A 22998-nucleotide genomic window follows, 5' to 3' on the forward strand; every position below is an offset into this window, starting at 1 on the left:
GCATGGGCCGCGCGTTAGCGTGGGTGCATGACCCCGCTCGACGACCCCGCTCTCGTGCGCGTTCTGGCAGCCGACGGCACGCTGGCCCCCACGCCCGCCGCCGAGCGCTACCTGCCGCTCATCGACGCCCTCACCGACGCCGAGCTCGAGACCTTCTACCGCGACATGGTCTCGATCCGCGCGTTCGACGTGCAGGCCACCAACCTGCAGCGCCAGGGGCAGCTGGCCCTTTGGCCGCCGTCCTTCGGGCAGGAGGCCGCGCAGGTCGGATCCGCCCGCGCCGCGCGCTCGCAGGACCACATCTTCCCCTCGTACCGCGAGCACGTGGTCACCCGCATCCGCGGCGTCGACCCGCTCGACATCATCCGGCTCATGCGCGGACTCACCCACGGCGGGTGGGACCCGACCGACCCGAAGAACGGCAACACGCACATCTACACGCTCGTGCTCGGCGCGCAGACGCTGCACGCCACGGGCCTCGCGATGGGCCTGGTGTTCGACGGCAAGAGCGGCAGCGGCGACCCCGAGCGCGACGAGGCCGTCATCGTCTACTACGGCGACGGCGCCTCGAGCCAGGGCGACGTGCACGAGGCGATGGTGTTCGCCGCGAGCTTCCAGACCCCCGAGGTGTTCTTCCTGCAGAACAATCAGTGGGCGATCTCGGTGCCCGTCGCGACGCAGTCGCGCTCGCCGCTGTACAAGCGCGGTGAGGGCTACGGCATCCCGAGCCTCCAGGTCGACGGCAACGACGTGCTCGCCAGCTACGCCGTGTCGAAGACCGCCCTCGACGAGGCGCGCGCAGGCTCCGGCCCCCGCGCGATCGAGGCGATGACCTACCGCATGGGCGCGCACACCACCAGCGACGACCCCACGAAGTACCGCACGTCCGACGAAGAGAAGGCGTGGGCCGGTCGCGACCCGATCGCCCGCATGCGCGCGTACCTCGAGGGACGCGGCGCCTCGCAGCAGTTCTTCGACGACGCGGATGCCGAGGGCCGCGCGCTCGCCGACGACGTGCGCGTGCGCACCAACGAGCTCGGCTCGATCCCGCGTTCGCACATGTTCGAGAGCGTGTACTCCGAGGCGCACGCGCTGATCGCCGAGGAGCAGCGCTGGCTCGACGACTACGAGGCCTCGATGGAAGGGGGAGCGCAGTGACCGAGAACCTTCCGATCAGCCGCGCCCTCAACGCGGGCCTGCGCCGCGCGCTCGACACGAACGACCGCGTCCTGCTCATGGGCGAGGACATCGGCCCGCTCGGCGGCGTCTTCCGCGTGACCGAGGGGCTGCAGAAGGACTTCGGCCCGCGCCGCGTCATCGACTCGCCCCTGGCCGAGTCGGGGATCGTCGGCACCGCGATCGGTCTCGCGATGGGCGGCTTCCGCCCGGTGCTCGAGATCCAGTTCGACGGCTTCGTCTTCCCCGCCTTCGACCAGATCACCTCGCAGCTGGCGAAGATCACGAACCGCCACGAGGGCGCGGTGCGCATGCCCGTCGTCATCCGCATCCCCTACGGCGGACACATCGGCGCGGTCGAGCACCACCAGGAGAGCCCCGAGGCGTACTTCACGCACACCGCGGGTCTGCGCGTGGTCAGCCCCTCGAACGCGAACGACGCCTATTGGATGATCCAGCAGGCGATCGACTCGCCCGACCCGGTCGTCTTCCTCGAGCCCAAGGCGAAGTACTGGCAGAAGGGCGAGGTCGATCTCGAGGCTCCCGCCCTCCCGCTGCACGCGAGCCGCATCGTGCGTCGCGGTACCGACGTGACCCTCGTCGGCCACGGCGCGATGGTCACGACGCTGCTGCAGGCCGCGGCCCTGGCCGAGAGCGAGGGGACGAGCTGCGAGGTCATCGACCTGCGCTCGCTGTCGCCGGTCGACTACGGTCCGCTGCTGGACTCGGTGCGCCGCACCGGCCGCATGGTCTACGCGCAGGAGGCGCCGGGCTTCACCTCGCTCGGCTCCGAGATCGCCGCGACCGTGATGGAGAAGGCGTTCTTCGCTCTCGAGGCGCCCGTGCTGCGGGTGTCGGGGTTCGACGTGCCCTTCCCGCCCGCGAAGCTCGAGGGCACCTACCTGCCCGACGCCGACCGCATCCTCGAGGCCGTCGACCGGTCTCTGGCGTACTGACCCGCTCTTCCTCTCCCCGCCATGAACCGCGAGACTGCATCTCGCTGACGAAATGGCGACAGCCCGTCACCGTTTCGTCAGCGGAATGACGTCTCGCGAGCAAAGGACACCACCGTGACCGAGCAGACCTTCGTCCTCCCCGACGTCGGAGAGGGCCTCACCGAGGCCGAGATCGTGCAGTGGCGCGTCGCCCCGGGTGACACCGTCGCCGTCAACGACGTGATCGTCGAGATCGAGACGGCCAAGTCGCTCGTCGAGCTGCCGTCGCCGTACTCCGGCACGGTCGGCGAGCTGCTGGCATCCGAGGGCTCCACGGTCGAGGTCGGAGCGCCGATCATCACGATCGGGGCAGCGGATGCCGCCGCCCCGGCGCCGGCCGAGCCCGTCACCGTTCCGGAGCCCAGCGACCCCGGCGGCGCGGTCCTCGTGGGATACGGCACGGGAGGTGCGGTGTCGTCACGTCGTCGGAAGCCCGCCGAGCGTCCGGTGAAGGCATCGGTCGGTGTCGTCGCCAAGCCCCCGATCCGCAAGCTCGCGCGCGACCTCGGGGTCGATCTGTCGGCCGTGACGCCCAGCGGCCCCGCGGGCGAGGTCACCCGCGACGACGTCGTGAAGCACGCCGAGCAGGCGAGCGTCTTCCGCAACATCGAGACGCCCGAGTGGGGCGCCGTGCGCGAGGAGACGATCCCGGTCGCCGCGCCCGCCCCGACCGCCCTGCTCGACGACGCTCGCGAGGAATCCATCCCCGTCCGCGGCGTGCGCAAGGCCACCGCCAACGCGATGACCTCGAGCGCGTACTCGGCGCCGCACGTATCGGTGTGGGTCGACGTCGACGCCTCGCGCACGATGGAGCTCGTCAAGCGCCTCAAAGCCTCGCCCGACTTCGCCGACGTGAAGATCTCGCCGCTGCTGATCATGGCGCGCGCCGTGATCTGGGCGCTCCGCCGCACGCCGATGATCAACGCCGCCTGGGTCGACACCGAGGACGGCGCGCAGATCCGCGTGCGCCACTACGTCAACCTCGGCATCGCCGCGGCGACCCCGCGCGGCCTGCTCGTTCCGAACATCAAGGACGCGCAGGCGATGAAGACGCGCGAGCTCGCCAAGGCGCTCGAGCACCTCACCCTCACCGCGCGCGAGGGCAAGACCAGCCCCGCCGACCAGACCGGCGGCACGTTCACGATCACGAACATCGGCGTCTTCGGCGTGGATGCCGGGACCCCGATCATCAACCCCGGCGAGGCCGGCATCATCGCCCTCGGCGCGATCCGGCAGAAGCCGTGGGTCGTCGACGGCGAGGTGCGCCCGCGCTGGGTGACCACGGTGTCGGGTTCGTTCGATCACCGCGTGGTCGACGGAGACGGGATCTCGCGGTTCATCGCCGACGTGGCATCCGTTCTGGAGGAGCCGGCGCTGCTGCTGGACTGAGGCTGCGCCGCTGACGGGCGCGTACCGTGGACCGCATGGACCCCGAACCGGACAGCCCGGAGCAACGCGCCCTGCGCGCGCTCCGCGCGATCGACGACGGCGCCGACATCGGCGCGGAGGCGCTCAAGCTGTCGAACGAGTTCACCGACCGTCACACCGCGCGGCTGTCGGCGTGGTTGCGCCGCCGCCGGCGGCCCTCGATCGAGGACTAGCCCGGCAGCGAGGGGTGCTTCTCGGCGGTGGACGGCCGCGTCGGGATCAGCAGCGCCAGGACGAGCGCGACCGCGGCCGCTCCGATGCCCAGCAGGAACGACACCTGGAACGCCTGCGCGGTGGGCACGCGCGTCTCGGCGTCGCCGGTCGACAGCGTCGCGAGCACGACTCCGACGATCGCCGCGGCGGTGCTCGTCCCGAGAGAGCGCGCGAGCGCGTTGAGACCGTTCGACGCGCCCGTCTCGCTGGGCGGGACGGCGCGCATGATCAGCATCGGCATGGCCGCGTAGCCGAACCCGATGCCGAAGCCGATGAGGATGTTCGCCACGACGAAGTGCCAGACCTCGCTGGAGAACACCAGGCTGAACCCGTAGGCGACGATGAGCGAGATCGCGCCCGCGATCAGCAGTACGCGGGGTCCGATCGTGCGCGCGAGCGTGCCCGAGATGGGTGAGAGCACCATCATCACCAGGCCCGAGGGCATGACGACCAGGCTCGCGGCCAGCAGCGACAGCCCGAGTCCCACCCCCGTCGCGACCGGTAGCTCGAGCATCTGCGGGTACGCGACGTTCGAGGTGAACAGGGCGAAGCCCATGGCGACGGATGCCAGGTTGGTCAGCAGCACGGGGCGGCGGGCGGCGACCCGCAGGTCGAGGAGGGGATTGTCGACGCGGAGCTCGAACCATCCCCACAGCAGCAGCACGACGACACCGCCGATCGCGAGCGACAGCGTCAGCGGCGACGTCCATCCCCAGGTGTTACCGCGCGACACGGCCAGCAGGATGCCGATGAGACCGAGGGCGAGACCGACGGCACCGAGGTAGTCGAAGCGGCCGGCGGTGCGCAGCACGCTCACCGGCACGATCCAGAGGATCAGCGCGAACACGATCGCGCCGAGGCCGCCGGCGATCCAGAACAGCCAGTGCCAGTCGGTGTTCTCGGCCACGAGCGCGCTGATCGGCAGGCCGAGCGCGCCGCCGACGCCGAGCGTCGCGCTCATGAGCGCGATGGCGCTGTCGACGCGGTTCTCGTGCAGCACGTCGCGCATGATCGAGATGCCGAGCGGGACGACGCCCACGATGGCGCCCTGCAGGGCGCGACCGATGATCATGCCGATGATGCCGGCCGACAGCGCCGCGATGACCGAGCCGACGATCATGACGACCAGCAGCACGAGCACGATGCGCCGTTTGCCGTACATGTCGCCGAGGCGACCTGCGATCGGCGTGATCACGGCCGCGGCGAGCAGTGTCGAGGTCACGACCCACGCGGTGTCGTCGCGCGACGCGTTCAGCAGCTGCGGCAACTGCGACTGGATCGGCACCACGAGGGTGAACATGAACGACGAGCACAGTCCCGCGAGGGCCAGGATGGCGACGACCAGACCTTGGGGGCTGTTCCGGGACAATCTCTTCCGCGCGTTCTCATCCCGTGACATCGCTGTCCAGGCTATCCGCCCCCCGCGGTGCGGCGGGCCGCGCGATCCTCGCCGAGATCTCGGCATCCGCCCAATCCGTTACGCCCGGTGACGACCCGTTACCACCCGTAACGGCACGGTTTGGGCCCCGGCCGTGCGCATGTTGACGTGGTCCCATGACTTCGCACCGCCTCCCGCGCCTGGCCACGATCCTCGGCGCCTCCACCGCCGCCCTCCTGCTCGCCCTCACCGGCTGCGCCGGGGGAGCGGCATCCTCCGACGACTCCTCGCGCATCGTGCTGGGCGCCGACGACGGCAACGAGGCGCACTGGACGGTGCTGAAGCAGAAGCTCGCGAGCGAGGGCATCGACCTGGAGGTGCGCACCATCAACGACGGCGTTCAGCTCAACCAGGGCGTGCAGGACGGCGAGCTCGACGTGAACCTCTTCCAGCACCTCATCTACCTGTCGCAGTTCAACGTCGAGAACAACGGCTCGCTCGTGCCGGTCGGCGCCACCGCGGTGTACCCGCTCGCCCTCTACTCGGAGCAGTACACCGACGTGAAGGACCTGCCCGAGGGGGCGAAGGTCGCGATCCCGAACAACCCCACGAACCTCGCGCGCGGCCTGCTCAACCTGCAGACGGCGGGGCTGCTCACCCTCAAGGACGGTGGCAACGCCTTCTCGACGCCCGCCGACATCGAGACCTCGAAGGTCGAGCTGCTGCCGGTCGACACCAACCAGACGGTCACCGCGCTCGAGGACGGCAGCGCGCAGGCCGCGATCGTCAACAACACGCAGGCGCAGAAGGGCGGGCTCGGCGACGACCTCATCATCTTCAAGGAAGACCTGAACAACCCCCAGCTCGCGCCCTACATCAACGCTTTCGTCACCCGCGACGACAAGAAGGACGACCCGCGCTGGGAGAAGCTCGTCGAGGCCTACCACTCGCCCGAGGTCGAAGCCGCGGTCACCGAGCTGAACCAGGGCAACCTGCAGTTCAAGACCGAGTGGACGGGCGCGCAGCTGCAGGACGAGCTGGCGAGCCTGGAAGACGCCCTCAAGGCCCAGAACGGATGACCTCCGTCATCGAGCTGCGGGGCGTCACGAAGAGCTTCCGCACCGATCGCCGCTCCTCCACCACCGCCGTCGACGACGTGTCGCTGACGGTGGAGGAGGGGTCGATCGTGGGCGTGATCGGCTACTCGGGCGCGGGCAAGTCCACGCTCGTGCGACTGCTCAACGGGCTCGAGCAGCCCACGTCGGGCACCGTGAAGGTGCTCGGCGTGGACGTGGGGGATGCCACCGAGGCGACGCTGCGCGACCTGCGGCGCCGCGTCGGCATGATCTTCCAGCAGTTCAACCTCTTCACCTCGCGCACGGTCGCGGCCAACGTCGCCTACCCGCTCAAGGTGGCGGGTTGGAAGAAAGCCGACCGCGACAAGCGGGTCGCGGAACTGCTCGACTTCGTCGGCATCGGGGACAAGGCGAAGCAGTATCCGCGGCGCCTGTCGGGCGGCCAGAAGCAGCGGGTCGGCATCGCCCGCGCGATCGCGACCGACCCCCGCATCCTGCTCGCCGACGAGGCCACCAGCGCCCTCGACCCGCAGACCACGGCCGAAGTGCTCGACCTGCTGCGCGAAATCAATCGGCGCCTGGGCATCACGATCGTCGTCATCACGCACCAGATCTCGATCGTGCACGAGCTGTGCGACCAGGTCATCGTGATGGACGGCGGCCGTGTCGTCGACAGCGGCGACACGTACCGCGTCTTCGCGCACCCCCGCGCCGAGCTGACGAAGCGCTTCGTCGCCGCCGTCACGCAGGGGGTGCCCTCGGGCGAGGCGCTGTCGGCGCTCGCCGCCGGCGGGGGAGAGCTCGTGAGCGTCGAGATCAACGAGTTCTCGAGCGAAGACGTCTCGGCGGTCTTCCACCGCCACGGCGCTCGGCACTCCGTCGTCTACGGCGGGGTCACGGACGTGCTCGGCAAGCAGCTCGGAACCCTCACCTACCGCGTGCACGCCGACGATCTCGCCCCGGTCGTCGCGGAGCTGCGCGCGCACACCGACGTCGTGCTGCCGGCGGGGGAGGTGCGCGCGTGAACAAGTGGGACACCCTCACCCCGGTACTGCTGCAGTCGATCGGCGAGACCGTCTACATGGTCGCCGTCTCGCTGCTCATCGCCGGAGTCGCGGGGCTGATCATCGGCGCGGTGCTGTACGCCACGCGGCCAGGTAACCTCTTCGAGAACCGCGTCGTCTTCTTCGTCGCGAACCTCGTGATCAACCTCATCCGGCCGATCCCGTTCATCATCTTCCTCACCGCCGTGGCCCCGGTCACGCGCGCGGTGACGGGGACCACCCTGGGGACGGATGCCGCGATCGTGCCGATCACGATCATGGCCACCGTCGTGATCGCCCGCGTCGTCGAGCAGAACCTCGTCGCGGTCGACCCCGGCACCGTCGAGGCGGCCCGGGCCGTGGGCGCGCGGCGCATAGGCGTGCTCTTCGGGGTCGTCATCCCCGAGGCCCTCGCGCCGCTGATCCTCGGCTACACGTTCATGTTCATCGCGGTCGTCGACATGTCGGCGATGGCGGGGTACATCGGCGGCGGCGGGCTCGGCAACTTCGCCATCATCTACGGCTACCAGCAGTTCAACCAGCAGGCGACGTGGGTGACGGTCGCGATCATCGTCGTGATCGTGCAGGCCGGTCAGCTGCTCGGCAACACGCTCGCCCAGCGCATCCTGCGGCGCTGACGCCCGGGCGCGGGCAAGGCCGCCCGCCCGCGCCCGCCTGCCCGCTCGCGCCCGCGCTCGCATGCGCCGTCCCACCGCGCGACCGCGCGCCCCGCCTCCCCTCGAGAGTCCGCCTACCCTCGGAACATGAGCCTTCCGCGCACCCTCGCCCGCTGGTTGCTCGGGGCGGCGCTCGTGTTCACCGGCACCGCGCACCTCACGTTCGCGCGCGAGGCGTTCGTCGCGCAGGTGCCGTCGTGGCTGCCGCTCCCGGTCGACGTCACGGTGGTGGCATCCGGGGTCGTCGAGATCGCGCTGGGCCTCGCCCTCCTCGTCCTCCGCCGGTGGCGCGTCGCCGTCGGCTGGATCGTCGCGGCCTTCTTCGTCGCGATCTTCCCGGGCAACGTCGAGCAGTTCGTCCGGGGCACCGACGCCTTCGGCCTCGACACCGACCTCGCCCGCGGCATCCGCCTGCTCTTCCAGCCGCTCCTGGTGATCTGGGCGCTCTGGTCGACGGGGGCGTGGAGGGCGTGGCGCACCCGGCGCCGCGCACCGGCCGGGAGCTGACCTCGCGTCCGATCGGCGCCCCGTCCGATGAGCGGATGCCGGGGCATACGGCCGCGCGCCCGGTATCGATTCCGTCTCGACATTTCCCACCGGCGCATCGTGCGTGCGCAATCCGTCCCGGTGCGGTCGGCGCGGTCGGGCGGCCTGCATTCCCCTGAATAGACTCGCGAGGTTGTCCGCCGGGGGGAAGGGGAATCCATGCGATTCCGGAATGCAGAGCTGCGAATGAGTGCGGCGGTGGCCGCGTGACCAATGCGACGCCGGGGTGGTACCCCGACACCGAGGTCCCCGGTCGCCTCCGCTGGTGGGACGGCCGACAGTGGACGAACGACGTGGCGCCGCTGCCGCCCGCTCCCATCGTGACCACCGCGCCGCCGCCGGCGACCCGCCGTGAGGCGCGCGGCTGGACCTCCCGCGTGCCGACCTGGGGCTGGATCGTGGCGGGACTCGTGCTGCTCGTCGCCCTCTGGCTGCTCGCCCCCTTCGTCGCGATGGTCGCCCTCGTGGTGCTCATCACCGGGATCGTCGCGCTCGCGCGCAACACCCCGACCTGGCTGCGCTTCCGTTCGCGCTCGAGCGCGGCGATCTGGACGGTCGCCGCCGTCGTCGCTTTCGCCGTCGCGGGAAGCATCACCACGGTCACCTCGCCCGCGAAGACGACCCCGGCCGCTCAGACGGTACACGTCGCCTCCGCGTCGGCGTCACCCGACCGCACGCCCGCAGCCACGGCATCCGCCACCCCCTTCGCCGACGACCAGGCCGCCCTCGCCGCGTTCGCGGGGCAGGCGGCAACCGTCGCCGACGCCTCGGCCACCGCCGACAAGACCGCGCTCGCGGTGCTCGACACCCTGGCGGTGAAGGGGCGCGCACCTCGGACGGGCTACGACCGCGACGAGTTCGGCAAGCGCTGGCTCGATGTCGACCGCAACGGCTGCGACACCCGCAATGACATCCTCGGTCGGGATCTGACGGATGCCGTGCGCGCGGGCACCTGCCGCGTGACCGCCGGGACGCTCGCCGACCCGTACACGGGCGCGAGCATCGCCTTCGTCCGCGGCCAGGGGACCTCCGAACTCGTGCAGATCGACCACGTCGTGGCGCTCTCGGACGCCTGGCAGAAGGGCGCCCAGCAGCTCACGGCCGACCAGCGCGCCAGCTTCGCCAACGACCCCCTGAACCTGCTCGCCGTCGACGGATCGGCCAACGCGCAGAAGGGCGACGGGGATGCCGCCACGTGGCTCCCGGCGCAGAAGTCTTTCCGCTGCACCTACGTCGCCACGCAGATCGCGGTGAAGGCGACCTACGGGCTCTGGGTCACCACTGCGGAACGCGACGCCATGGCCCGCGTGCTCGGGGCGTGCCCCGACCAGACCCTGCCGACCTCGAGTTTCGCGGCACCGGCTCCCGCTCCGGTCGTGGAGCCCGAGCCGGTCGTCGCGCCCGAGCCGGTGGTCGTGGAGCCGGCTCCGGCGCCCGCGGAGCCCGCTCCAGCCCCGGTCGTGGAGGCGCCGGCCCCGGTCGTGGAGGCACCCGCCCCGGCTCCCGACGTGTACTACGCGAACTGCAGTGAGGCGCGTGCCGCCGGAGTCGCGCCGATCTACGCCGGTCAGCCCGGCTACAGCCGCAAGCTCGATCGAGACGGAGACGGTATCGCCTGCGAGTGGCCCCCGCGGGGCTGGTCGCCGTCGCGCGGAGGCGTCGGCGTCAGCCCCGGTCCGCCTCCGCCGCCAGCACCTCGGTCAGCACGTCGAGGCCGCGGTGCGCGTCGGCGTCGCCGATCACGGCGGGCGGAACGACGTGCACGCGGTTGTCGGCGAAGAAGCCGAGCACGCCCTTCTCGAGCATCGCGGCCTTGATCGCCCCGACGCGGGCGGCGGGGAGCGGTTCGCGCGTCTGCGGGTCGGCGACCAGCTCGACCGCCCAGAAGACGCCGCGCCCGCGCACCTCGCCCACGAGCGGCGAGTCCTCGGCCAACTGCTTCAGGCGCGGACCGATCACGTCGGTGCCGATGCGGCGCGCGTTCTCGATCACGCCCTCCTCGGCCATCGCCTCCTGCGCGGCGACGATCGAGGCCGCCGCGAGCGGGTGACCCGAGTACGTCAGTCCGCCCGGGAAGACGCGGTCGTCGAACACCCGGGCAACGGCATCCGAGATCACGACCCCGCCGACCGGCACGTACCCGGAGTTCACGCCCTTGGCGAAGGTGATGAGGTCGGGACGCACGTCGAACGCGTCGAAGGCGAACCATTCCCCGGCCCGCGCGAAGCCCGCCATGACCTCGTCGAGGATGAGCAGGATGCCGTAGCGATCGGCGATCTCCCGCACGCCGGCCAGGTAGCCGGGCGGGGGCACCAGGATGCCGGCCGTGCCGGGGATGGTCTCGAAGAGGAACGCCGCGATGGTGTCGGGCCCCTCCGCCTGCACGGTGCGCTCGAGGTGACGGAGGGCCCGCGCGGTCTCCTCCTCGGGCGTCTCGGCCCAGAACTCGGTGCGGTACAGGTACGGCCCGAAGACGTGGACGTGTCCGCGCGAGTACTCGTTCGGCATCCGGCGCCAGTCGCCGGTGGCGACGATGGCCGCTCCCGTGTTGCCGTGGTACGAGCGGTAGTGCGACACGATCTTGTCGCGGCCCGTGGCCAGGCGCGCCATGCGGATCGCGTTCTCGTTGGCATCCGCCCCGCCGTTGGTGAAGAAGACCTTCGAGAACCCCTCGGGCGCCCGCTTCAGCACGAGCTCGGCGGCGTGCGCACGCATCTCGTTCGCGTGCGCGGGCGCGACGGTGGTGAGGGTCGCCGCCTGCTCCTGGATGGCCGCGACGACGCGGGGGTGCTGGTGGCCGATGTTGACGTTGACGAGCATGCTCGAGAAGTCGAGGTAGCGGCGGCCGTCGGCGTCCCACACCTCCACGCCCGATCCGCCCGCGAGGGGGAGGGGGGCGAGCGTGCGCTGCGCCGACCACGAGTGGAAGACGCTCCGGTGGTCGCGCTCGCGGATCTCGGCGTTGCGGGTGGTCGTGGCAGCGGTGGTCATGCCACCAGTGTGCGTCGCGCGCCCGCGGGTGGGGAGTGCCGATGTGTCGCTAATCTGGGCTCTCCATCGACAGTTTGGCCCGAATGCCCGCCACGCTCCATCACCTGCTCGACGAGGGCTCGTTCCCTCTGCGCGTGCTCACGGCCCTCGACGACGAGGTGCTCGAGCGGCCGCTGTCGTGGGTGCACAGCTCCGACCTGCTCGATCCCACGCCCTGGCTCGAGCCCGGCACGCTGCTGCTGACCAACGGCGCCCAGTTCTCCGCGGATCCGGATGCCGCCGACGCCGTCGCCTACTGCCGGCGGTTGCGCGCGCACGGGGTGGCGGGGCTGGGCTTCGCGACCGAGATCATCCATGACCGCGTCCCGGAGGCGCTCGTGCGCGCGGGCGAGGAGACCGGACTCCCGGTCGTCGAGATCGCCCGGCGGGCCCCGTTCATCGGGATCATCCGCTTCGTCGCCGACATCATCGCCACCGACCGCGCCGCGCGCTTCTCGTGGCTGCTCGACGCCCAGCGGGCAGTGGCGCGGGCGGCCGTGCGCGACGACGGGCTGCGCGAGATCCTGCACACGCTGTCCCGGCTGCTGGGGGCCTGGGTCGACCTCTACGACGCGGTCGGCGGGCGCCTGTCGCTGCCCGGCCTGCGCGCCGCCCCCGACGACATCGAGGCCGAGGTCGGTCGCGAGGTGCGGCGCCTGCTCGAGCGCCGCACGGCCGCGAGCCTGGTCGTGCCCGCGGCCGGAGGCGCCCTCCTGCAGACCATCGGCCAGAGCTCGCGGCTGCGGGGGGTGCTCGCCGTCGGCGGTTCGCAGCCGCTCGATCCCGCGGGAAAAGATCTCGTCGCCACGGTCGTGGCCCTCGCGAGCATCGCCCTCGAACAGCAGCGCAACGTGCAGAGCTCGGTGCGGGCGGTTCGCGCGGGCGTGCTCGAGATGCTGCTCGCGGGCAGCGACGACACCGCCCGCCGCACGGCCGACGCGGCTCTGGGCGGCCTTCCCGAGGCTCCGTACGTCGTCGGCGTGATCCGCGACGCGGCCGACTCGTCGGGCCTGCTCGACGAGCTCGACCTCGTCTCGAGCGACCCGCGCCGGATGTTCTCGGCGGAACGCGGTGCCGACGTCGTCGTGCTGCTCAGCGAGACGGCCGAGGGTCCCCTCGCGGCGCTCGCTGAGAGGCGGGGGCTGTCGGTCGGGACGGCGCGCCACGACGAGGGCGAGGCGGTGGCGGTGGCGCTCGACCGTGCGGGGCACGCGGCACGGGAGGCACCCCCCGGCGCGGTGCGCGCCTACGCCGAACTCGCCGGCCGCGGTCTCGTGGAGATGCTCCGCGACCGCGGGGGCGAGGTGCTCGCGCGCACGCTGCTGCAGCCCCTCGAGGCGCTGCCGCCTGCCGAGCGGCGCCGCCTGCGCGAGTCCGCGCGCGTGTGGCTCGAGGCGAACGGCGCCGGGGATCCCGCGGCGCGGGCCCTCGGCATCCATCGGCACACCCTGAAGGCGCGCCTGGCCCATCTCGAGCAGCTGCTCGGTCTCGACCTGTCGACCTTCGCCGCGCGCGCCGAGCTCTGGGCCGCGCTCGAACTCGAGCCCTGACCCCGCCGCCGCGCGGGCGGACGGCGGGGTCAGGGGCGGAGAGTCAGGTGTTCTGGGGGAAGCCGAGGTTGATGCCGCCGTGGGTGGCGGGGTCGAGCCAGCGGCTGGTGACGGCCTTCTCGCGGGTGAAGAAGTCGAAGCCGTGCACGCCGTACGCCTTGGCGTCGCCGAAGAGGCTCTTCTTCCAGCCGCCGAAGGAGTGGTACGCGACCGGGACGGGGATCGGCACGTTGATGCCGATCATGCCGACCTGCACCTCGTTCTGGAAGCGTCGGGCGGCGCCGCCGTCGTTGGTGAAGATCGCCGTGCCGTTGCCGAATTCGCCGCTGTTGATGAGGGCGAGTCCTTCTTCGTAGGTCTTCACGCGCACGACGGAGAGCACGGGGCCGAAGATCTCCTCGGTGTAGGCGCGCGAGGTGGTGGGCACCTCATCCAGCAGGGTCGGCCCGAAGAAGAAGCCGTCCTCGTGCCCGTCGACCGTGAAGCCGCGACCGTCGACGACGATGGTCGCTCCGTCGGCCTCGGCGATGTCGACGTAGGACGAGACCTTGTCGCGGTGCGGGGCGGAGATGAGCGGACCCATGTCGGGCTCGGCGGCATCCGCTCCGTTGCCGATGCGCAGCTTCGCGATGCGCTCGGAGACCTTGGCGACGAGCTCGTCGGCGACGGGCTCGACGGCGAGCACGACGCTGACGGCCATGCAGCGCTCGCCCGCGGCGCCGAAGCCGGCGTTGACGGCGGAGTCGGCGACGAGGTCGAGGTCGGCGTCGGGGAGCACGAGCATGTGGTTCTTCGCCCCTCCCAGGGCCTGCACGCGCTTGCCGTTCTTCGACGCGGTCTCGTAGATGTACTGCGCGATGGGGGTGGAGCCGACGAAGCTGATCGACTGCACCGCGGGGGCGGTGAGCAGTCCGTCGACGGCGACCTTGTCGCCCTGCAGCACGGTGAACGCGCCGTCGGGGAGGCCGGCCTCCTTCCACAGCTGCGCGAGCCACAGGGATGCCGAGGGGTCCTTCTCGCTGGGCTTGACGATGACGGCGTTGCCCGCGGCCAGGGCGACGGGGAAGAACCACATCGGCACCATCGCCGGGAAGTTGAACGGGCTGATGACGCCGACCACGCCGAGCGGCTGCTTGAGGGAGTACACGTCCACCCCGGTCGAGGCGTTCTCGCTGTAGGCGCCCTTGATCAGGTGCGGGAAGCCGGTCGCCAGTTCGACGACCTCCTGGCCGCGGAGGATCTCGCCCATGGCGTCGGAGAGCACCTTGCCGTGCTCGGCGGTGATGATCGCGGCCAGCTCGCCCTTGCGGGCGTTCAGCAGCTCGCGGAACGCGAACAGCACGCCCTGGCGCTTCGCGATCGAGTACCCGCTCCACTCCGCGAACCCGCGCTCGGCGGAGGCGACGGCCGCCTCGACGTCGGCGTCGTCGGCGAGGGCGACGTGCGCCTGCACGGCACCGGTCGCGGGGTTGTACACGGGAGCGGTGCGCCCGCTCGACGAGGCGGCGGCGGCGCCGTCGAACCAGTGCGCGATGACGGGGAGGTCGGTGTCGGTCATGGCTCCAGTAAACGACCCTCCCGGCGGTGACGCCGCTGACAGAACGTCGAGATCACCGGCGCGTGCGGGACAGATCGGCAGTTGCCTCGGCCCGTGGCTGGGAGAGTCGTATGTGCGACCCGCTGAGTTTGAGAACGATTATCAGCGGCGATACGGTGTCCTCATGACCCGTCGCCTTCTCGCCCCCGTCGCCCTCGGGGCCGTCTCCGTCCTCGCCCTCGCCGGCTGCGCCGGTGCCACGACCTCGACCGGCTCCACCGCCGACTCCGGCGGCAAGGTCACGGTGGTGGCATCCACCGACGTCTACGGCTCGATCGCGGAGGCCGTCGGCGGCGACTTCGTCGACGTGCAGTCGATCATCACCTCGCCCTCCCAGGACCCGCACGAGTACGAGGCCAGCGCGCAAGACCAGCTGACGCTGAAGAACGCCGGTCTCGTGATCGAGAACGGCGCCGGCTACGACGCCTTCATGGAGTCGCTCATCGAGGCGAGCGGCACCACGGCCCCCGTGCTCACGGCCGTCGAGTACAACCACGACTACCCGGGCGCCGAGGGCCACGACGACGGCGCCTCGGCCGAGCCCAGCGCGAGCGCCGACGATCACGCGCACGACGAGGGCGACGGCCACGCCCACATCGAGGGCTTCAACGAGCACGTCTGGTACGACCCGCACACCGTCGAAGACCTCACCGCGGCGCTCGCCGACGAACTGGGTCGCCTCGCCCCCGACCACGCCGCGGACTTCACGGCCAACGCCGACGCGTTCACGCAGCAGATCGCCGGGCTCGAGGACTCGCTGGCCCAGATCGAGTCCAAGGATGCCGGGGCGAAGGTCTTCGTGACCGAGCCGGTGCCCGTGTACCTGACCACGGCCGCGGGCCTCGACAACGCCACCCCCAACGAGTTCAGCGAGGCCGTGGAGGAGGGGCAGGACGTGCCGCCGGCGACCCTGCTCGAATCCCTCCAGCTGCTGGACTCGGGACAGATCAGGGTCATGATCGTCAACCCGCAGACCGGCGGGGCCGAGGTCACGCAGGTCGAGGACGAGGCGAAGGCCAAGGGCATCCCCGTGATCGAGTTCACGGAAACGCTCCCCGACGGTCAGACTTACATCTCGTGGATGCAGAGCAACATCACCGCGCTGAGCGACGCGCTGGCGGCGTGAGCGCGGAAGCGCCCCTGCGTATCCGCGGCGCCGCCCTCGAACGCGGCGGCCGGGAGCTGTGGTCCGGGCTCGACCTCGAGGTCGAGCCCGGCGAGCTCGTCGCCGTCCTGGGCCCCAGCGGGTCGGGTAAGACCACCCTCCTGCGCGCGATCCTCGGTCTCGAGCGGCTCAGCGCCGGCTCGATCGAGGCGCTCGGAGCCCCGGTGCGTCGCGCGGGCAACCGCCGCATCGGCTACATCCCCCAGCAGCGGCCCCTCCCGCGCGAGACGCCGCTGCGTGGCCGCGACATCGTCGGCCTCGGCGTCGACGGGCACCGGCTCGGCCTGCCCCTGTCGCGCAAGAAGGATCGCGCCCGCATCGACGAACTGCTCGAGGCGGTCGGGGCCACGGCGTTCGCCGACCGCCCCGTCGGGCTGCTCTCGGGCGGCGAGCAGCAGCGCCTGCGCGTCGGTCAGGCCCTGGCCGACGACCCGACCCTCCTGCTGTGCGACGAGCCGCTCACGAGCCTCGACCTCGCCAATCAGCAGGCCGTCGTGCGCCTGATCGACCGCCATCGCCGCGAGCGCGACGCCGCGGTGCTGCTGGTCACCCACGACATCAATCCGGTGCTGTCGAAGGTCGACCGCATCCTCTACATCGCGCACGGACGATTCACCCTGGGCACTCCCGACGAGGTGCTCACGACCGAGACGCTGACCGCGCTCTACGGCGCCCCGGTCTACGTGGTGCGGGCGGGTGACCAGCTGATCGTCGTCGGAGCCCCGGATGCCGACGAGTCCCACCACCATCACCACGACGAGGGCGGCGCATGAACTGGTCCGACGTCGGCGACGCCCTGTTCGGCGGGGTGAGCCAGTACGGCGCCATCCTCGAGCTGGTGCAGAACTCCGTGTACGCGGGAGCGGTCCTCGGCCTCGTCGGCGGACTCATCGGCGTGTTCGTGATGCAGCGCGACATGGCCTTCGCCGTGCACGGCATCAGCGAGCTGTCGTTCGCGGGCGCCGCCGTGGCCCTGCTCATCGGCGTCGACGTCGTCTCGGGCTCGATCGTCGGCTCGCTCATCGCCGCCGCGCTCATCGGCCTGCTCGGTGCCCGCGCGCGTGACCGCAACTCGATCATCGGTGTGCTCATGCCGTTCGGTCTGGGTGTCGGCATCCTGTGCCTGTCGCTCTACAACGGGCGCAGCGCCACGCGCTTCAGCCTGCTGACCGGGCAGATCGTGTCGGTGCAGAGCGCACAGCTCGGCTGGCTGGTGGTCATCGGGGTCGCCGTGCTGATCGCCCTCCTGCTCATCTGGCGACCGCTGCGCTTCGACTCGCTCGACCCGCAGTCCGCGGCCGCGCGCGGCGTGCCCACGACCGCGGTGTCGCTGGCGTTCATGCTGCTGCTGGGCCTGATCGTCGCGGTCGCCGTGCACATCATCGGCGCACTGCTGGTGATGGCGCTGCTGGTCACCCCCGCCGCCGCGGCCATGCGGGTGGCATCCGGTCCCCTGTCGGTGCCGGTGCTCGCGGCGCTGTTCGGCTTCGTCTCGGCGGTGGGCGGCGTGCTGCTCGCGGTCGCCGGAACCCTGCCGGTGAGCCCCTACATCACGACCATCTCGTTCGCGATCTACCTCGTGTGCCGGGTCATCGGCGCGCGCCGCGACCGCACCACCCGGGCGCTCTGAGCCCGCGCGCCACGACGGACGCACCCGCGCGTCGGGGTGTGTCGCGCACCCAGCCGATTCACCGAACCCCTCGCTAGACTCGCCGCCATGGTCCAGCGCAACACGTGGCAGCGCGAACGCGTGCGCGAAGCCCTGTCGGGAGCCGGAGGGTTCGTCAGCGCGCAGTCGCTGCACGCGACCCTGCGCGACGAGAACACCGGCATCGGCCTGGCCACGGTGTACCGCACCCTCGCAGGTCTCGCGGCCCGCGGAGATGCGGATTCGCTGCAGAGCCCCGAGGGCGAGAACCTGTTCCGCGCCTGCGAGACCCGCGGTCACCACCACCACCTCATCTGCCGCTCGTGCGGCAAGGCGGTCGAGATCGCGGCGACCGACGTCGAGGAGTGGGCCCAGCGCACCGCCGCCCAGCACGGCTTCAGCGAGGCCGAGCACGTCGTCGACATCTTCGGCGTGTGCACCGACTGCGCCCGCGCCCGGGCTCGCGAGCGTGGCGACGAGTAGTCGCACCGCGCCGCCCACGGGCCGGCGTTCCGCACCCTCCCGTTCGGGCGCCCCCCGTTCGGGCGCCCCCCGTTCGGGCGCGTCCCGCACCCTCGTCGCCCTCGGCGTGGGGGTCGTGGTCGTCACGGCGCTGTTCCTCGTCGACGCCTACGCGCCGACCTTCTTCGCGCAGCCCCTGCCCACGCGCGCGCAGGACGGGCTGACCCTCGCCCTCAGCGTCCTCATCGAGTCGCTGCCGTTCGTCATCCTCGGCGTGCTGCTGTCGATCATCGTGCAGGTGTGGGTGCCGCCGGGGGCGATCGAGAGATGGATGCCGCGCGCGCCGTGGGCGCGCCGGGCGGTGCTGTCGCTGCTGGGCATGTTCATCCCGGTCTGCGAGTGCGGCAACGTGCCGTTCGCGCGCGGACTGCTCATGCGCGGATTCGGGGTCAGCGACACGTTGACGTTCCTCGTGGCGGCGCCGATCGTGAACCCGATCGTCATCATCTCCACGCACGCCGCCTTCGGCTTCAGCGACGGCATCCTCGTGGCGCGCCTCATCGGGGGGTACCTCGTCGCCAACCTCATCGGGTGGCTCTACAGCCGGCATCCGGATCCCGACAAGCTGCTCACCGAGCGCTTCCTCGAGACGTGCGAGATCGTCGTGCAGGAGCGCGGCGACCGAGGCCGCCGCACGCTCGCGCAGTTCGTCGTCGAGCTGCGCTCGGTCATGCCCGCCCTCATCATCGGGTCGCTGCTCGCCGGGGCGGTGCAGGTGCTCGTGCCGCGCAGCGCGCTGTTGGCGATCGGGTCGGACCCGGCCCTGTCGATCGCGGCGATGATGGTGCTCGCGATCGTGGTCTCGCTGTGCTCGAACGTCGACGCGTTCTTCGCGCTGTCGTTCGCGTCGACCTTCACCCCCGGATCGATCGTGGCCTTCCTCGTCGTCGGCCCGATCATCGACCTGAAGATGATGGCGCTGCTGCGCACGACCTTCACCACCCGCGTGCTCGCGGGCATGACCGTGGTCGTGGTGCTGTTCGCCTTCGCCCTGGGAACGGTGGTGAACCTCCTTGTCTAGAACGGGCTCCCTCGCCACGCGCTGGCTCGGCGTGGGCCTGACCACGTGCCTGTCGATCACGACGATCACGTTGTGGATCACCGGCCGCATGTCGCTGTACATCAACCCCGACTCGGCGTGGTTCGCGGTCGGCATGTCGATCGTCGCGCTGATCGGCGCGGTCGCGTCGTTCGCGTTGCCGCTGGGCGCGGAGGCCGATCACGGACACGACCACGAGCACGGCCACGCGACCGCGGCCGCCGGGGCGCGCCGCGAGGCCTTCGCCCACGCCGACCACGCGCACCGCGACCCGCTCGACGAGCATGACCACGCCGCGCACGATCATCTCGCCGCCCGTCCCCGCCTGACGCCCGGCGGCATCGCCGCATTCACGGGCGGTGTCCTGGCCTCGGGGGCGGTCATCGCCGTGTTGCTGACGCCGGCGGCGTCGCTGTCGACCGGGCTGGCCGTCTCGCGCGACGTGGGCGCTCCTCCGTTGTTCGCCGGTTCCGACGTCGTGACGCTCGCCGCCTCGGGCGACACCTCGAAATTCGGCATCGGCGACTGGTCGGCCGTCTTCGCGCACGCGACGAACCCCGAGACGTTCGACGGCAAGCCCGTCACGCTCACGGGATTCATCACCCCGGGTGGCGACGGGGCCACGTTCGATCTGACGAGGCTGGTGATCACGCACTGCGTGATCGACGCCCAGACCGCGCGCCTGCCGATCGCCGCCTCGGTCGACGCCCCCTCGACCGGCCAGTGGGTGACGGTCACGGGGACCGTCCGCTCCAGCGGCGACGGCAAGCTCGAGGTGCGCGCGGATCAGGTGGCCTCGATCGACGAGCCGGCGGACCCCTATGAGTACTGACTCCCGTCGCGCGGGCGACTCCCGGCGTTCGCGCGCGCGAAAGCGCCGTGGTCGCGGGTTCGCGATCGCCTTCGCGGCGGTGCTCGTGGGTCTGATCGTCGTGGGCGGGGTGGGCGGTGTCGTCGCCGTCGCGCAGGGCCCCCGCGTCACCGACGTGCAGGTGGATCCCGCTGCGGCGGTCGCGGCATCCGGATCCCGCGTCATCCTCACCACGACCCAGTCGCTGCAGAGCGTCGACCCCTCGCAGGTCGAGGTCGAGCCGGCCACTCCCTTCACCGTCGACACCTCGGGGCGCAGCGTGGGCGTGCGGTTCACTCTTCCGCTGCGCGACGACACCGACTACCGCATCACCATCTCGGGCGTGAACGGCCTGGGTGCGGGACCCGCGTCGACCCTCACCGAGACCTTCCGGACGCCGCCGCTGCAGGCCTACCTGATGCAGCGCGGCACCCCCGACGGCGACACCATCTTCCGCACCGACCTGAAGGGCGAGGCGGGTCTGCCCGTCTTCGTGCACCCGCACATCGAGGACTTCCGCGCGACCGCGAACCACCTCGTCATCTCGGTGCGCGACGGAGACACCGCCCGCGTGATCGTGACCGATCCCGACGGCAAGAACGAGCGCGACATCGCGCTCCCGGGCCCGGGCTTCGTCACCAACCTGCAGTCGGCCGACCGGGGCGAGCGCATCGGTTTCACCTTCTCGGATGCCGACCTGGGCGCCACCGGAGGACGCGAGAGCCGCCTGTTCACGGCGTCGGCGGCCGACGACTCCCCGCCCACCGAGGTGGGCCTCAACGGCGGCGACGTGCGAATCGCCGATTACCGGTTCGTGCCCGACACCGACAGCATGCTCGTGCTCACCTTCGACTCCCGCCTGCTGCTCACCGATGCGCAGGGCGGCAACGCGGCCCCGCTCGGCAGCGCCGTGTCGATCGACGGCATCGCGCGGGGGTCGTCGATCGCGATCGTCGAGCGCCTCGAGGGGATCCGAGCGATCAACCTCACCGACGGCTCGGAGCAGGGGCTCGTCGAGCCGGTCGACCCGCCGGGGCTCGCCGGTCGCGCCACCCCGGTGCCCGGCGCCGGCGCCGGCACGATCCGCTCGTTCGCCGACATCAGCACGGACGGGGTCTCGCGGTCGACCATCGTGGCGCACGTCGACGACGCCGGCACCGTGCGGCAGCTGCTCGACGTGCCCGGATCCGACACCGTGCTGCAGACCTGCGTGTCGCCGAGCGGTCGCTACGCCGCCGTCCTCGTCGCCCCGCGCGCGGTCGACAACCCCTTCGACCGCTATCAGCTGCCCCTCCCGCAGCGCCTGCTGACGCACCTCGTCGAGGTCGACACCGGCCAGGAGGTGGTCGCGCTGCAGGGGTTCGACCTGTCGTGGTGCCAGGTTCCGCCGCAGTGACGCGTCCCGCGACGCGCGCCGATCTCGCGGACCTCCCCGTCGAGGTCGCGCCGCGGCTGCTCGGCGCCCTGCTGCAGACCGTCGTGGGCGGCGAGCGGGTCGTGGTGCGGCTGACCGAGGTCGAGGCGTATCACGGTCTGGGGACCGGCGACCGGCCCGATCCCGGATCCCACGCGCGCAGCGGTCCCACGCCGCGCAACGCGACGATGTGGGGAGAGCCCGGTCACCTGTACGTCTATCTCAGCCACGGCATCCACTCGTGCGTGAACGTGGTGTGCGGGCCCGACGGGATGGCCGGCGGTGTGCTCCTGCGCGGCGGCGAGATCGTCGAGGGGGCGCACGTCGCCGAGCGCCGGCGCCTGGAGCGCCGTGGCGCCGTGCGCTCCGCACGCGACCTGGCCCGCGGCCCCGGCCGGCTCGGTGACGCGGTGGGGCTGCGGCATCCCGTGCACGACGGCATCGACGCGATCACGGGCGAGGAGCGTGCCGGGGCGTCGGCGCTCCTGCTGCTGAGTGAGACCCCTCCGGTCGCGGTGGCGAGCGGGCCGCGCGTGGGAGTGGCCGGTGTCGCGGGCACCGCCGCGTTCCCCTGGCGGTTCTGGATCGAGGGGGATGCCACGGTCTCGGCCTTCCGCTGGGGGCGCGGGGCCGCGGAGGCGGCGCGCGGGGCGGGGGAGGAGCCGCGGTGATCGCGCATCCCGGTCCCCTCGACCTCGGCCGATCCGCGGGCGCGGGGTCAAGCCGACACGCCGTGCTAGACTGACCCCTTGTCTGCGCGCACTCCAGCACGCAGTTCGCATCCCTCCTCCTGATCCCGGCCTTCCGTCGTGTTCAGAAGGGGTGCAGACAAGGGATCTTGGGTGGCACCGTCCGGTGTCACGGTACAGAAGGAGACATCACCATGGCAGCAGTGTGCCAGGTGACTGGAGCGGTTCCCGGCTTCGGTCACAACATCTCGCACTCGCACCGCCGGACGAAGCGCCGCTTCGACCCGAACGTGCAGAAGAAGACCTACTTCGTTCCGTCGCTGGGTCGCAACATCAAGCTCAACGTTTCGGCGAAGGGCATCAAGGTCATCGACGCCCGCGGCATCGAGTCCGTCGTCCGTGACCTGCAGGCGAAGGGCGTGAAGCTGTAATGGCGAAGAAGGCTCAGGACGTTCGTCCGATCATCAAGCTGCGTTCGACCGCCGGCACGGGGTACACCTACGTGACGCGCAAGAACCGCCGCAACAACCCCGACCGCATCGTGCTCAAGAAGTACGACCCCGTGGTCCGCAAGCACGTCGACTTCCGAGAGGAGCGCTAAGCACATGGCTAAGAAGAGCAAGATCGCGCGCAACGAGCAGCGCAAGGTCGTCGTCGAGCGCTACGCCGCGAAGCGCGCCGAGCTGAAGAAGACCCTGGTCGACCCCAACGCGACCGACGAGGCCCGCGAGGCCGCCCGCGTGGGTCTGCAGAAGCTCCCCCGCAACGCGTCGCCCGCGCGCGTGCGCAGCCGCGATGTCATCGACGGTCGCCCCCGCGGTGTCCTCACGAAGTTCGGCGTCTCGCGCGTCCGCTTCCGTGACATGGCCCACCGCGGCGAGCTGCCCGGTGTGACCAAGTCGTCCTGGTAAGCACCGGATACACAGACGAAGGGCGGGACTCCGAGAGGGGTCCCGCCCTTC

23 protein-coding genes and 1 pseudogene are annotated in these 22998 nt (G+C 71.4%); 21 read left to right on the forward strand and 3 right to left on the reverse strand.

Annotated elements, in window-relative coordinates:
• Positions 1-27: 27 nt before the first annotated feature.
• From AB1K56_RS12025 to AB1K56_RS12040, 4 genes are all read left to right on the forward strand, one after another.
• The gene (locus AB1K56_RS12025) at positions 28-1158 is read left to right on the forward strand and encodes a thiamine pyrophosphate-dependent enzyme (RefSeq protein WP_371205839.1); all 1131 of its coding nucleotides are present in this window, start codon (positions 28-30) and stop codon (positions 1156-1158) included.
• Positions 1155-2132, forward strand: coding sequence for an alpha-ketoacid dehydrogenase subunit beta (locus tag AB1K56_RS12030; protein WP_371205840.1), 978 nt, complete (start codon positions 1155-1157; stop codon positions 2130-2132). The genes AB1K56_RS12025 and AB1K56_RS12030 overlap by 4 nt, the downstream gene beginning before the upstream one ends.
• A 114-nt stretch (positions 2133-2246) precedes the next feature.
• The gene (locus AB1K56_RS12035) at positions 2247-3560 is read left to right on the forward strand and encodes a dihydrolipoamide acetyltransferase family protein (RefSeq protein WP_371205841.1); all 1314 of its coding nucleotides are present in this window, start codon (positions 2247-2249) and stop codon (positions 3558-3560) included.
• A 35-nt stretch (positions 3561-3595) separates the two neighbouring features.
• Positions 3596-3772, forward strand: coding sequence for a hypothetical protein (locus AB1K56_RS12040; protein WP_167494271.1), 177 nt, complete (start codon positions 3596-3598; stop codon positions 3770-3772).
• Here AB1K56_RS12040 and AB1K56_RS12045 read toward each other — a convergent pair.
• On the reverse strand, positions 3769-5211 hold the full coding sequence (locus AB1K56_RS12045) for an MFS transporter (RefSeq protein WP_371205842.1): 1443 nt from the start codon (positions 5209-5211) through the stop codon (positions 3769-3771). The genes AB1K56_RS12040 and AB1K56_RS12045 overlap by 4 nt on opposite strands.
• 155 nt (positions 5212-5366) lie before the next feature.
• Between AB1K56_RS12045 and AB1K56_RS12050 the strand changes: the two genes are divergently transcribed.
• The 5 genes and pseudogenes from AB1K56_RS12050 to AB1K56_RS12070 all read left to right on the forward strand — a co-directional run.
• Positions 5367-6269: a MetQ/NlpA family ABC transporter substrate-binding protein gene (locus AB1K56_RS12050; RefSeq protein WP_371205843.1), complete on the forward strand. Its 903-nt coding sequence runs from the start codon at positions 5367-5369 to the stop codon at positions 6267-6269.
• Complete coding sequence (locus AB1K56_RS12055; protein ID WP_371205844.1) at positions 6266-7291, forward strand: methionine ABC transporter ATP-binding protein; 1026 nt, start codon at positions 6266-6268, stop codon at positions 7289-7291. Before AB1K56_RS12050 ends, AB1K56_RS12055 begins: the two co-directional genes overlap by 4 nt.
• Entirely contained in the window at positions 7288-7947 is a 660-nt protein-coding gene (locus AB1K56_RS12060) for a methionine ABC transporter permease (RefSeq protein ID WP_371205845.1), read from the forward strand. The genes AB1K56_RS12055 and AB1K56_RS12060 overlap by 4 nt, the downstream gene beginning before the upstream one ends.
• Before the next feature lie 126 nt (positions 7948-8073).
• The gene (locus tag AB1K56_RS12065) at positions 8074-8493 is read left to right on the forward strand and encodes a hypothetical protein (RefSeq protein ID WP_371205846.1); all 420 of its coding nucleotides are present in this window, start codon (positions 8074-8076) and stop codon (positions 8491-8493) included.
• Positions 8494-8738: 245 nt separating this feature from the next.
• Positions 8739-10103 (forward strand): annotated as a pseudogene (locus AB1K56_RS12070) (DUF1524 domain-containing protein); the annotation flags it as partial.
• A 94-nt stretch (positions 10104-10197) separates the two neighbouring features.
• Here AB1K56_RS12070 and AB1K56_RS12075 read toward each other — a convergent pair.
• Positions 10198-11523, reverse strand: coding sequence for an aspartate aminotransferase family protein (locus AB1K56_RS12075; RefSeq protein ID WP_371205847.1), 1326 nt, complete (start codon positions 11521-11523; stop codon positions 10198-10200).
• Positions 11524-11606: 83 nt separating this feature from the next.
• Here AB1K56_RS12075 and AB1K56_RS12080 point away from each other — a divergent pair, with 83 nt between their 5' ends.
• A complete protein-coding gene (locus AB1K56_RS12080; protein ID WP_371205848.1) occupies positions 11607-13112 on the forward strand; it encodes a PucR family transcriptional regulator in 1506 nt (501 codons plus the stop codon).
• A 43-nt stretch (positions 13113-13155) separates the two neighbouring features.
• On the opposite strand, the gene AB1K56_RS12085 is transcribed toward AB1K56_RS12080, so the two are convergent.
• Positions 13156-14670: a CoA-acylating methylmalonate-semialdehyde dehydrogenase gene (locus AB1K56_RS12085; RefSeq protein WP_371205849.1), complete on the reverse strand. Its 1515-nt coding sequence runs from the start codon at positions 14668-14670 to the stop codon at positions 13156-13158.
• 163 nt (positions 14671-14833) lie between these two features.
• Between AB1K56_RS12085 and AB1K56_RS12090 the strand changes: the two genes are divergently transcribed.
• The 11 genes from AB1K56_RS12090 to rpsN all read left to right on the forward strand — a co-directional run bounded on the left by AB1K56_RS12090 (position 14834) and on the right by rpsN (position 22947).
• Positions 14834-15835 (forward strand): metal ABC transporter solute-binding protein, Zn/Mn family, encoded by a 1002-nt coding sequence (locus AB1K56_RS12090; RefSeq protein WP_371205850.1) that lies wholly within the window; start codon positions 14834-14836, stop codon positions 15833-15835.
• A complete protein-coding gene (locus tag AB1K56_RS12095; protein ID WP_371205851.1) occupies positions 15832-16647 on the forward strand; it encodes a metal ABC transporter ATP-binding protein in 816 nt (271 codons plus the stop codon). The genes AB1K56_RS12090 and AB1K56_RS12095 overlap by 4 nt, the downstream gene beginning before the upstream one ends.
• The gene (locus AB1K56_RS12100) at positions 16644-17504 is read left to right on the forward strand and encodes a metal ABC transporter permease (protein WP_371205852.1); all 861 of its coding nucleotides are present in this window, start codon (positions 16644-16646) and stop codon (positions 17502-17504) included. Before AB1K56_RS12095 ends, AB1K56_RS12100 begins: the two co-directional genes overlap by 4 nt.
• 87 nt (positions 17505-17591) lie before the next feature.
• The gene (locus AB1K56_RS12105; RefSeq protein WP_136588255.1) at positions 17592-18005 is read left to right on the forward strand and encodes a Fur family transcriptional regulator; all 414 of its coding nucleotides are present in this window, start codon (positions 17592-17594) and stop codon (positions 18003-18005) included.
• A complete protein-coding gene (locus AB1K56_RS12110) occupies positions 17992-19065 on the forward strand; it encodes a permease (protein WP_371205853.1) in 1074 nt (357 codons plus the stop codon). Before AB1K56_RS12105 ends, AB1K56_RS12110 begins: the two co-directional genes overlap by 14 nt.
• A complete protein-coding gene (locus AB1K56_RS12115; protein WP_264631935.1) occupies positions 19058-19915 on the forward strand; it encodes a TIGR03943 family protein in 858 nt (285 codons plus the stop codon). Before AB1K56_RS12110 ends, AB1K56_RS12115 begins: the two co-directional genes overlap by 8 nt.
• A complete protein-coding gene (locus AB1K56_RS12120) occupies positions 19905-21329 on the forward strand; it encodes a hypothetical protein (protein ID WP_371205855.1) in 1425 nt (474 codons plus the stop codon). The genes AB1K56_RS12115 and AB1K56_RS12120 overlap by 11 nt, the downstream gene beginning before the upstream one ends.
• Positions 21326-22018, forward strand: a complete 693-nt coding sequence (locus AB1K56_RS12125; protein ID WP_371205856.1) for a DNA-3-methyladenine glycosylase — start codon at positions 21326-21328, stop codon at positions 22016-22018. The genes AB1K56_RS12120 and AB1K56_RS12125 overlap by 4 nt, the downstream gene beginning before the upstream one ends.
• Before the next feature lie 212 nt (positions 22019-22230).
• The gene (gene rpmB / locus AB1K56_RS12130; RefSeq protein WP_055832508.1) at positions 22231-22467 is read left to right on the forward strand and encodes a 50S ribosomal protein L28; all 237 of its coding nucleotides are present in this window, start codon (positions 22231-22233) and stop codon (positions 22465-22467) included.
• The gene (rpmG, locus tag AB1K56_RS12135) at positions 22467-22637 is read left to right on the forward strand and encodes a 50S ribosomal protein L33 (RefSeq protein ID WP_013584775.1); all 171 of its coding nucleotides are present in this window, start codon (positions 22467-22469) and stop codon (positions 22635-22637) included. The genes rpmB and rpmG overlap by 1 nt, the downstream gene beginning before the upstream one ends.
• A 4-nt stretch (positions 22638-22641) precedes the next feature.
• Positions 22642-22947 (forward strand): 30S ribosomal protein S14, encoded by a 306-nt coding sequence (gene rpsN / locus AB1K56_RS12140; RefSeq protein ID WP_022878196.1) that lies wholly within the window; start codon positions 22642-22644, stop codon positions 22945-22947.
• The last annotated feature ends 51 nt before the right edge of the window (positions 22948-22998 follow it).

The organism is Microbacterium sp. BWR-S6Y (assembly GCF_041379845.1).
Taxonomy (GTDB): Bacteria; Actinomycetota; Actinomycetes; order Actinomycetales; family Microbacteriaceae; genus Microbacterium; species Microbacterium hydrothermale.

Excerpts from the sequence above, each read along its gene's own strand:
- rpmG (WP_013584775.1), top strand. The coding sequence starts at position 22,467 with ATGGCGAAGAAGGCTCAGGACGTTCGTCCGATCATCAAGCTGCGTTCG.
- AB1K56_RS12075 (WP_371205847.1), bottom strand. The coding sequence starts at position 11,523 with ATGACCACCGCTGCCACGACCACCCGCAACGCCGAGATCCGCGAGCGC.
- AB1K56_RS12065 (WP_371205846.1), top strand. The coding sequence starts at position 8,074 with ATGAGCCTTCCGCGCACCCTCGCCCGCTGGTTGCTCGGGGCGGCGCTC.
- rpsN (WP_022878196.1), top strand. The coding sequence starts at position 22,642 with ATGGCTAAGAAGAGCAAGATCGCGCGCAACGAGCAGCGCAAGGTCGTC.
- AB1K56_RS12045 (WP_371205842.1), bottom strand. The coding sequence starts at position 5,211 with ATGTCACGGGATGAGAACGCGCGGAAGAGATTGTCCCGGAACAGCCCC.
- AB1K56_RS12105 (WP_136588255.1), top strand. The coding sequence starts at position 17,592 with ATGGTCCAGCGCAACACGTGGCAGCGCGAACGCGTGCGCGAAGCCCTG.
- AB1K56_RS12040 (WP_167494271.1), top strand. The coding sequence starts at position 3,596 with ATGGACCCCGAACCGGACAGCCCGGAGCAACGCGCCCTGCGCGCGCTC.
- AB1K56_RS12100 (WP_371205852.1), top strand. The coding sequence starts at position 16,644 with ATGAACTGGTCCGACGTCGGCGACGCCCTGTTCGGCGGGGTGAGCCAG.
- AB1K56_RS12050 (WP_371205843.1), top strand. The coding sequence starts at position 5,367 with ATGACTTCGCACCGCCTCCCGCGCCTGGCCACGATCCTCGGCGCCTCC.
- AB1K56_RS12090 (WP_371205850.1), top strand. The coding sequence starts at position 14,834 with ATGACCCGTCGCCTTCTCGCCCCCGTCGCCCTCGGGGCCGTCTCCGTC.
- rpmB (WP_055832508.1), top strand. The coding sequence starts at position 22,231 with ATGGCAGCAGTGTGCCAGGTGACTGGAGCGGTTCCCGGCTTCGGTCAC.
- AB1K56_RS12080 (WP_371205848.1), top strand. The coding sequence starts at position 11,607 with ATGCCCGCCACGCTCCATCACCTGCTCGACGAGGGCTCGTTCCCTCTG.
- AB1K56_RS12120 (WP_371205855.1), top strand. The coding sequence starts at position 19,905 with ATGAGTACTGACTCCCGTCGCGCGGGCGACTCCCGGCGTTCGCGCGCG.
- AB1K56_RS12085 (WP_371205849.1), bottom strand. The coding sequence starts at position 14,670 with ATGACCGACACCGACCTCCCCGTCATCGCGCACTGGTTCGACGGCGCC.
- AB1K56_RS12025 (WP_371205839.1), top strand. The coding sequence starts at position 28 with ATGACCCCGCTCGACGACCCCGCTCTCGTGCGCGTTCTGGCAGCCGAC.
- AB1K56_RS12055 (WP_371205844.1), top strand. The coding sequence starts at position 6,266 with ATGACCTCCGTCATCGAGCTGCGGGGCGTCACGAAGAGCTTCCGCACC.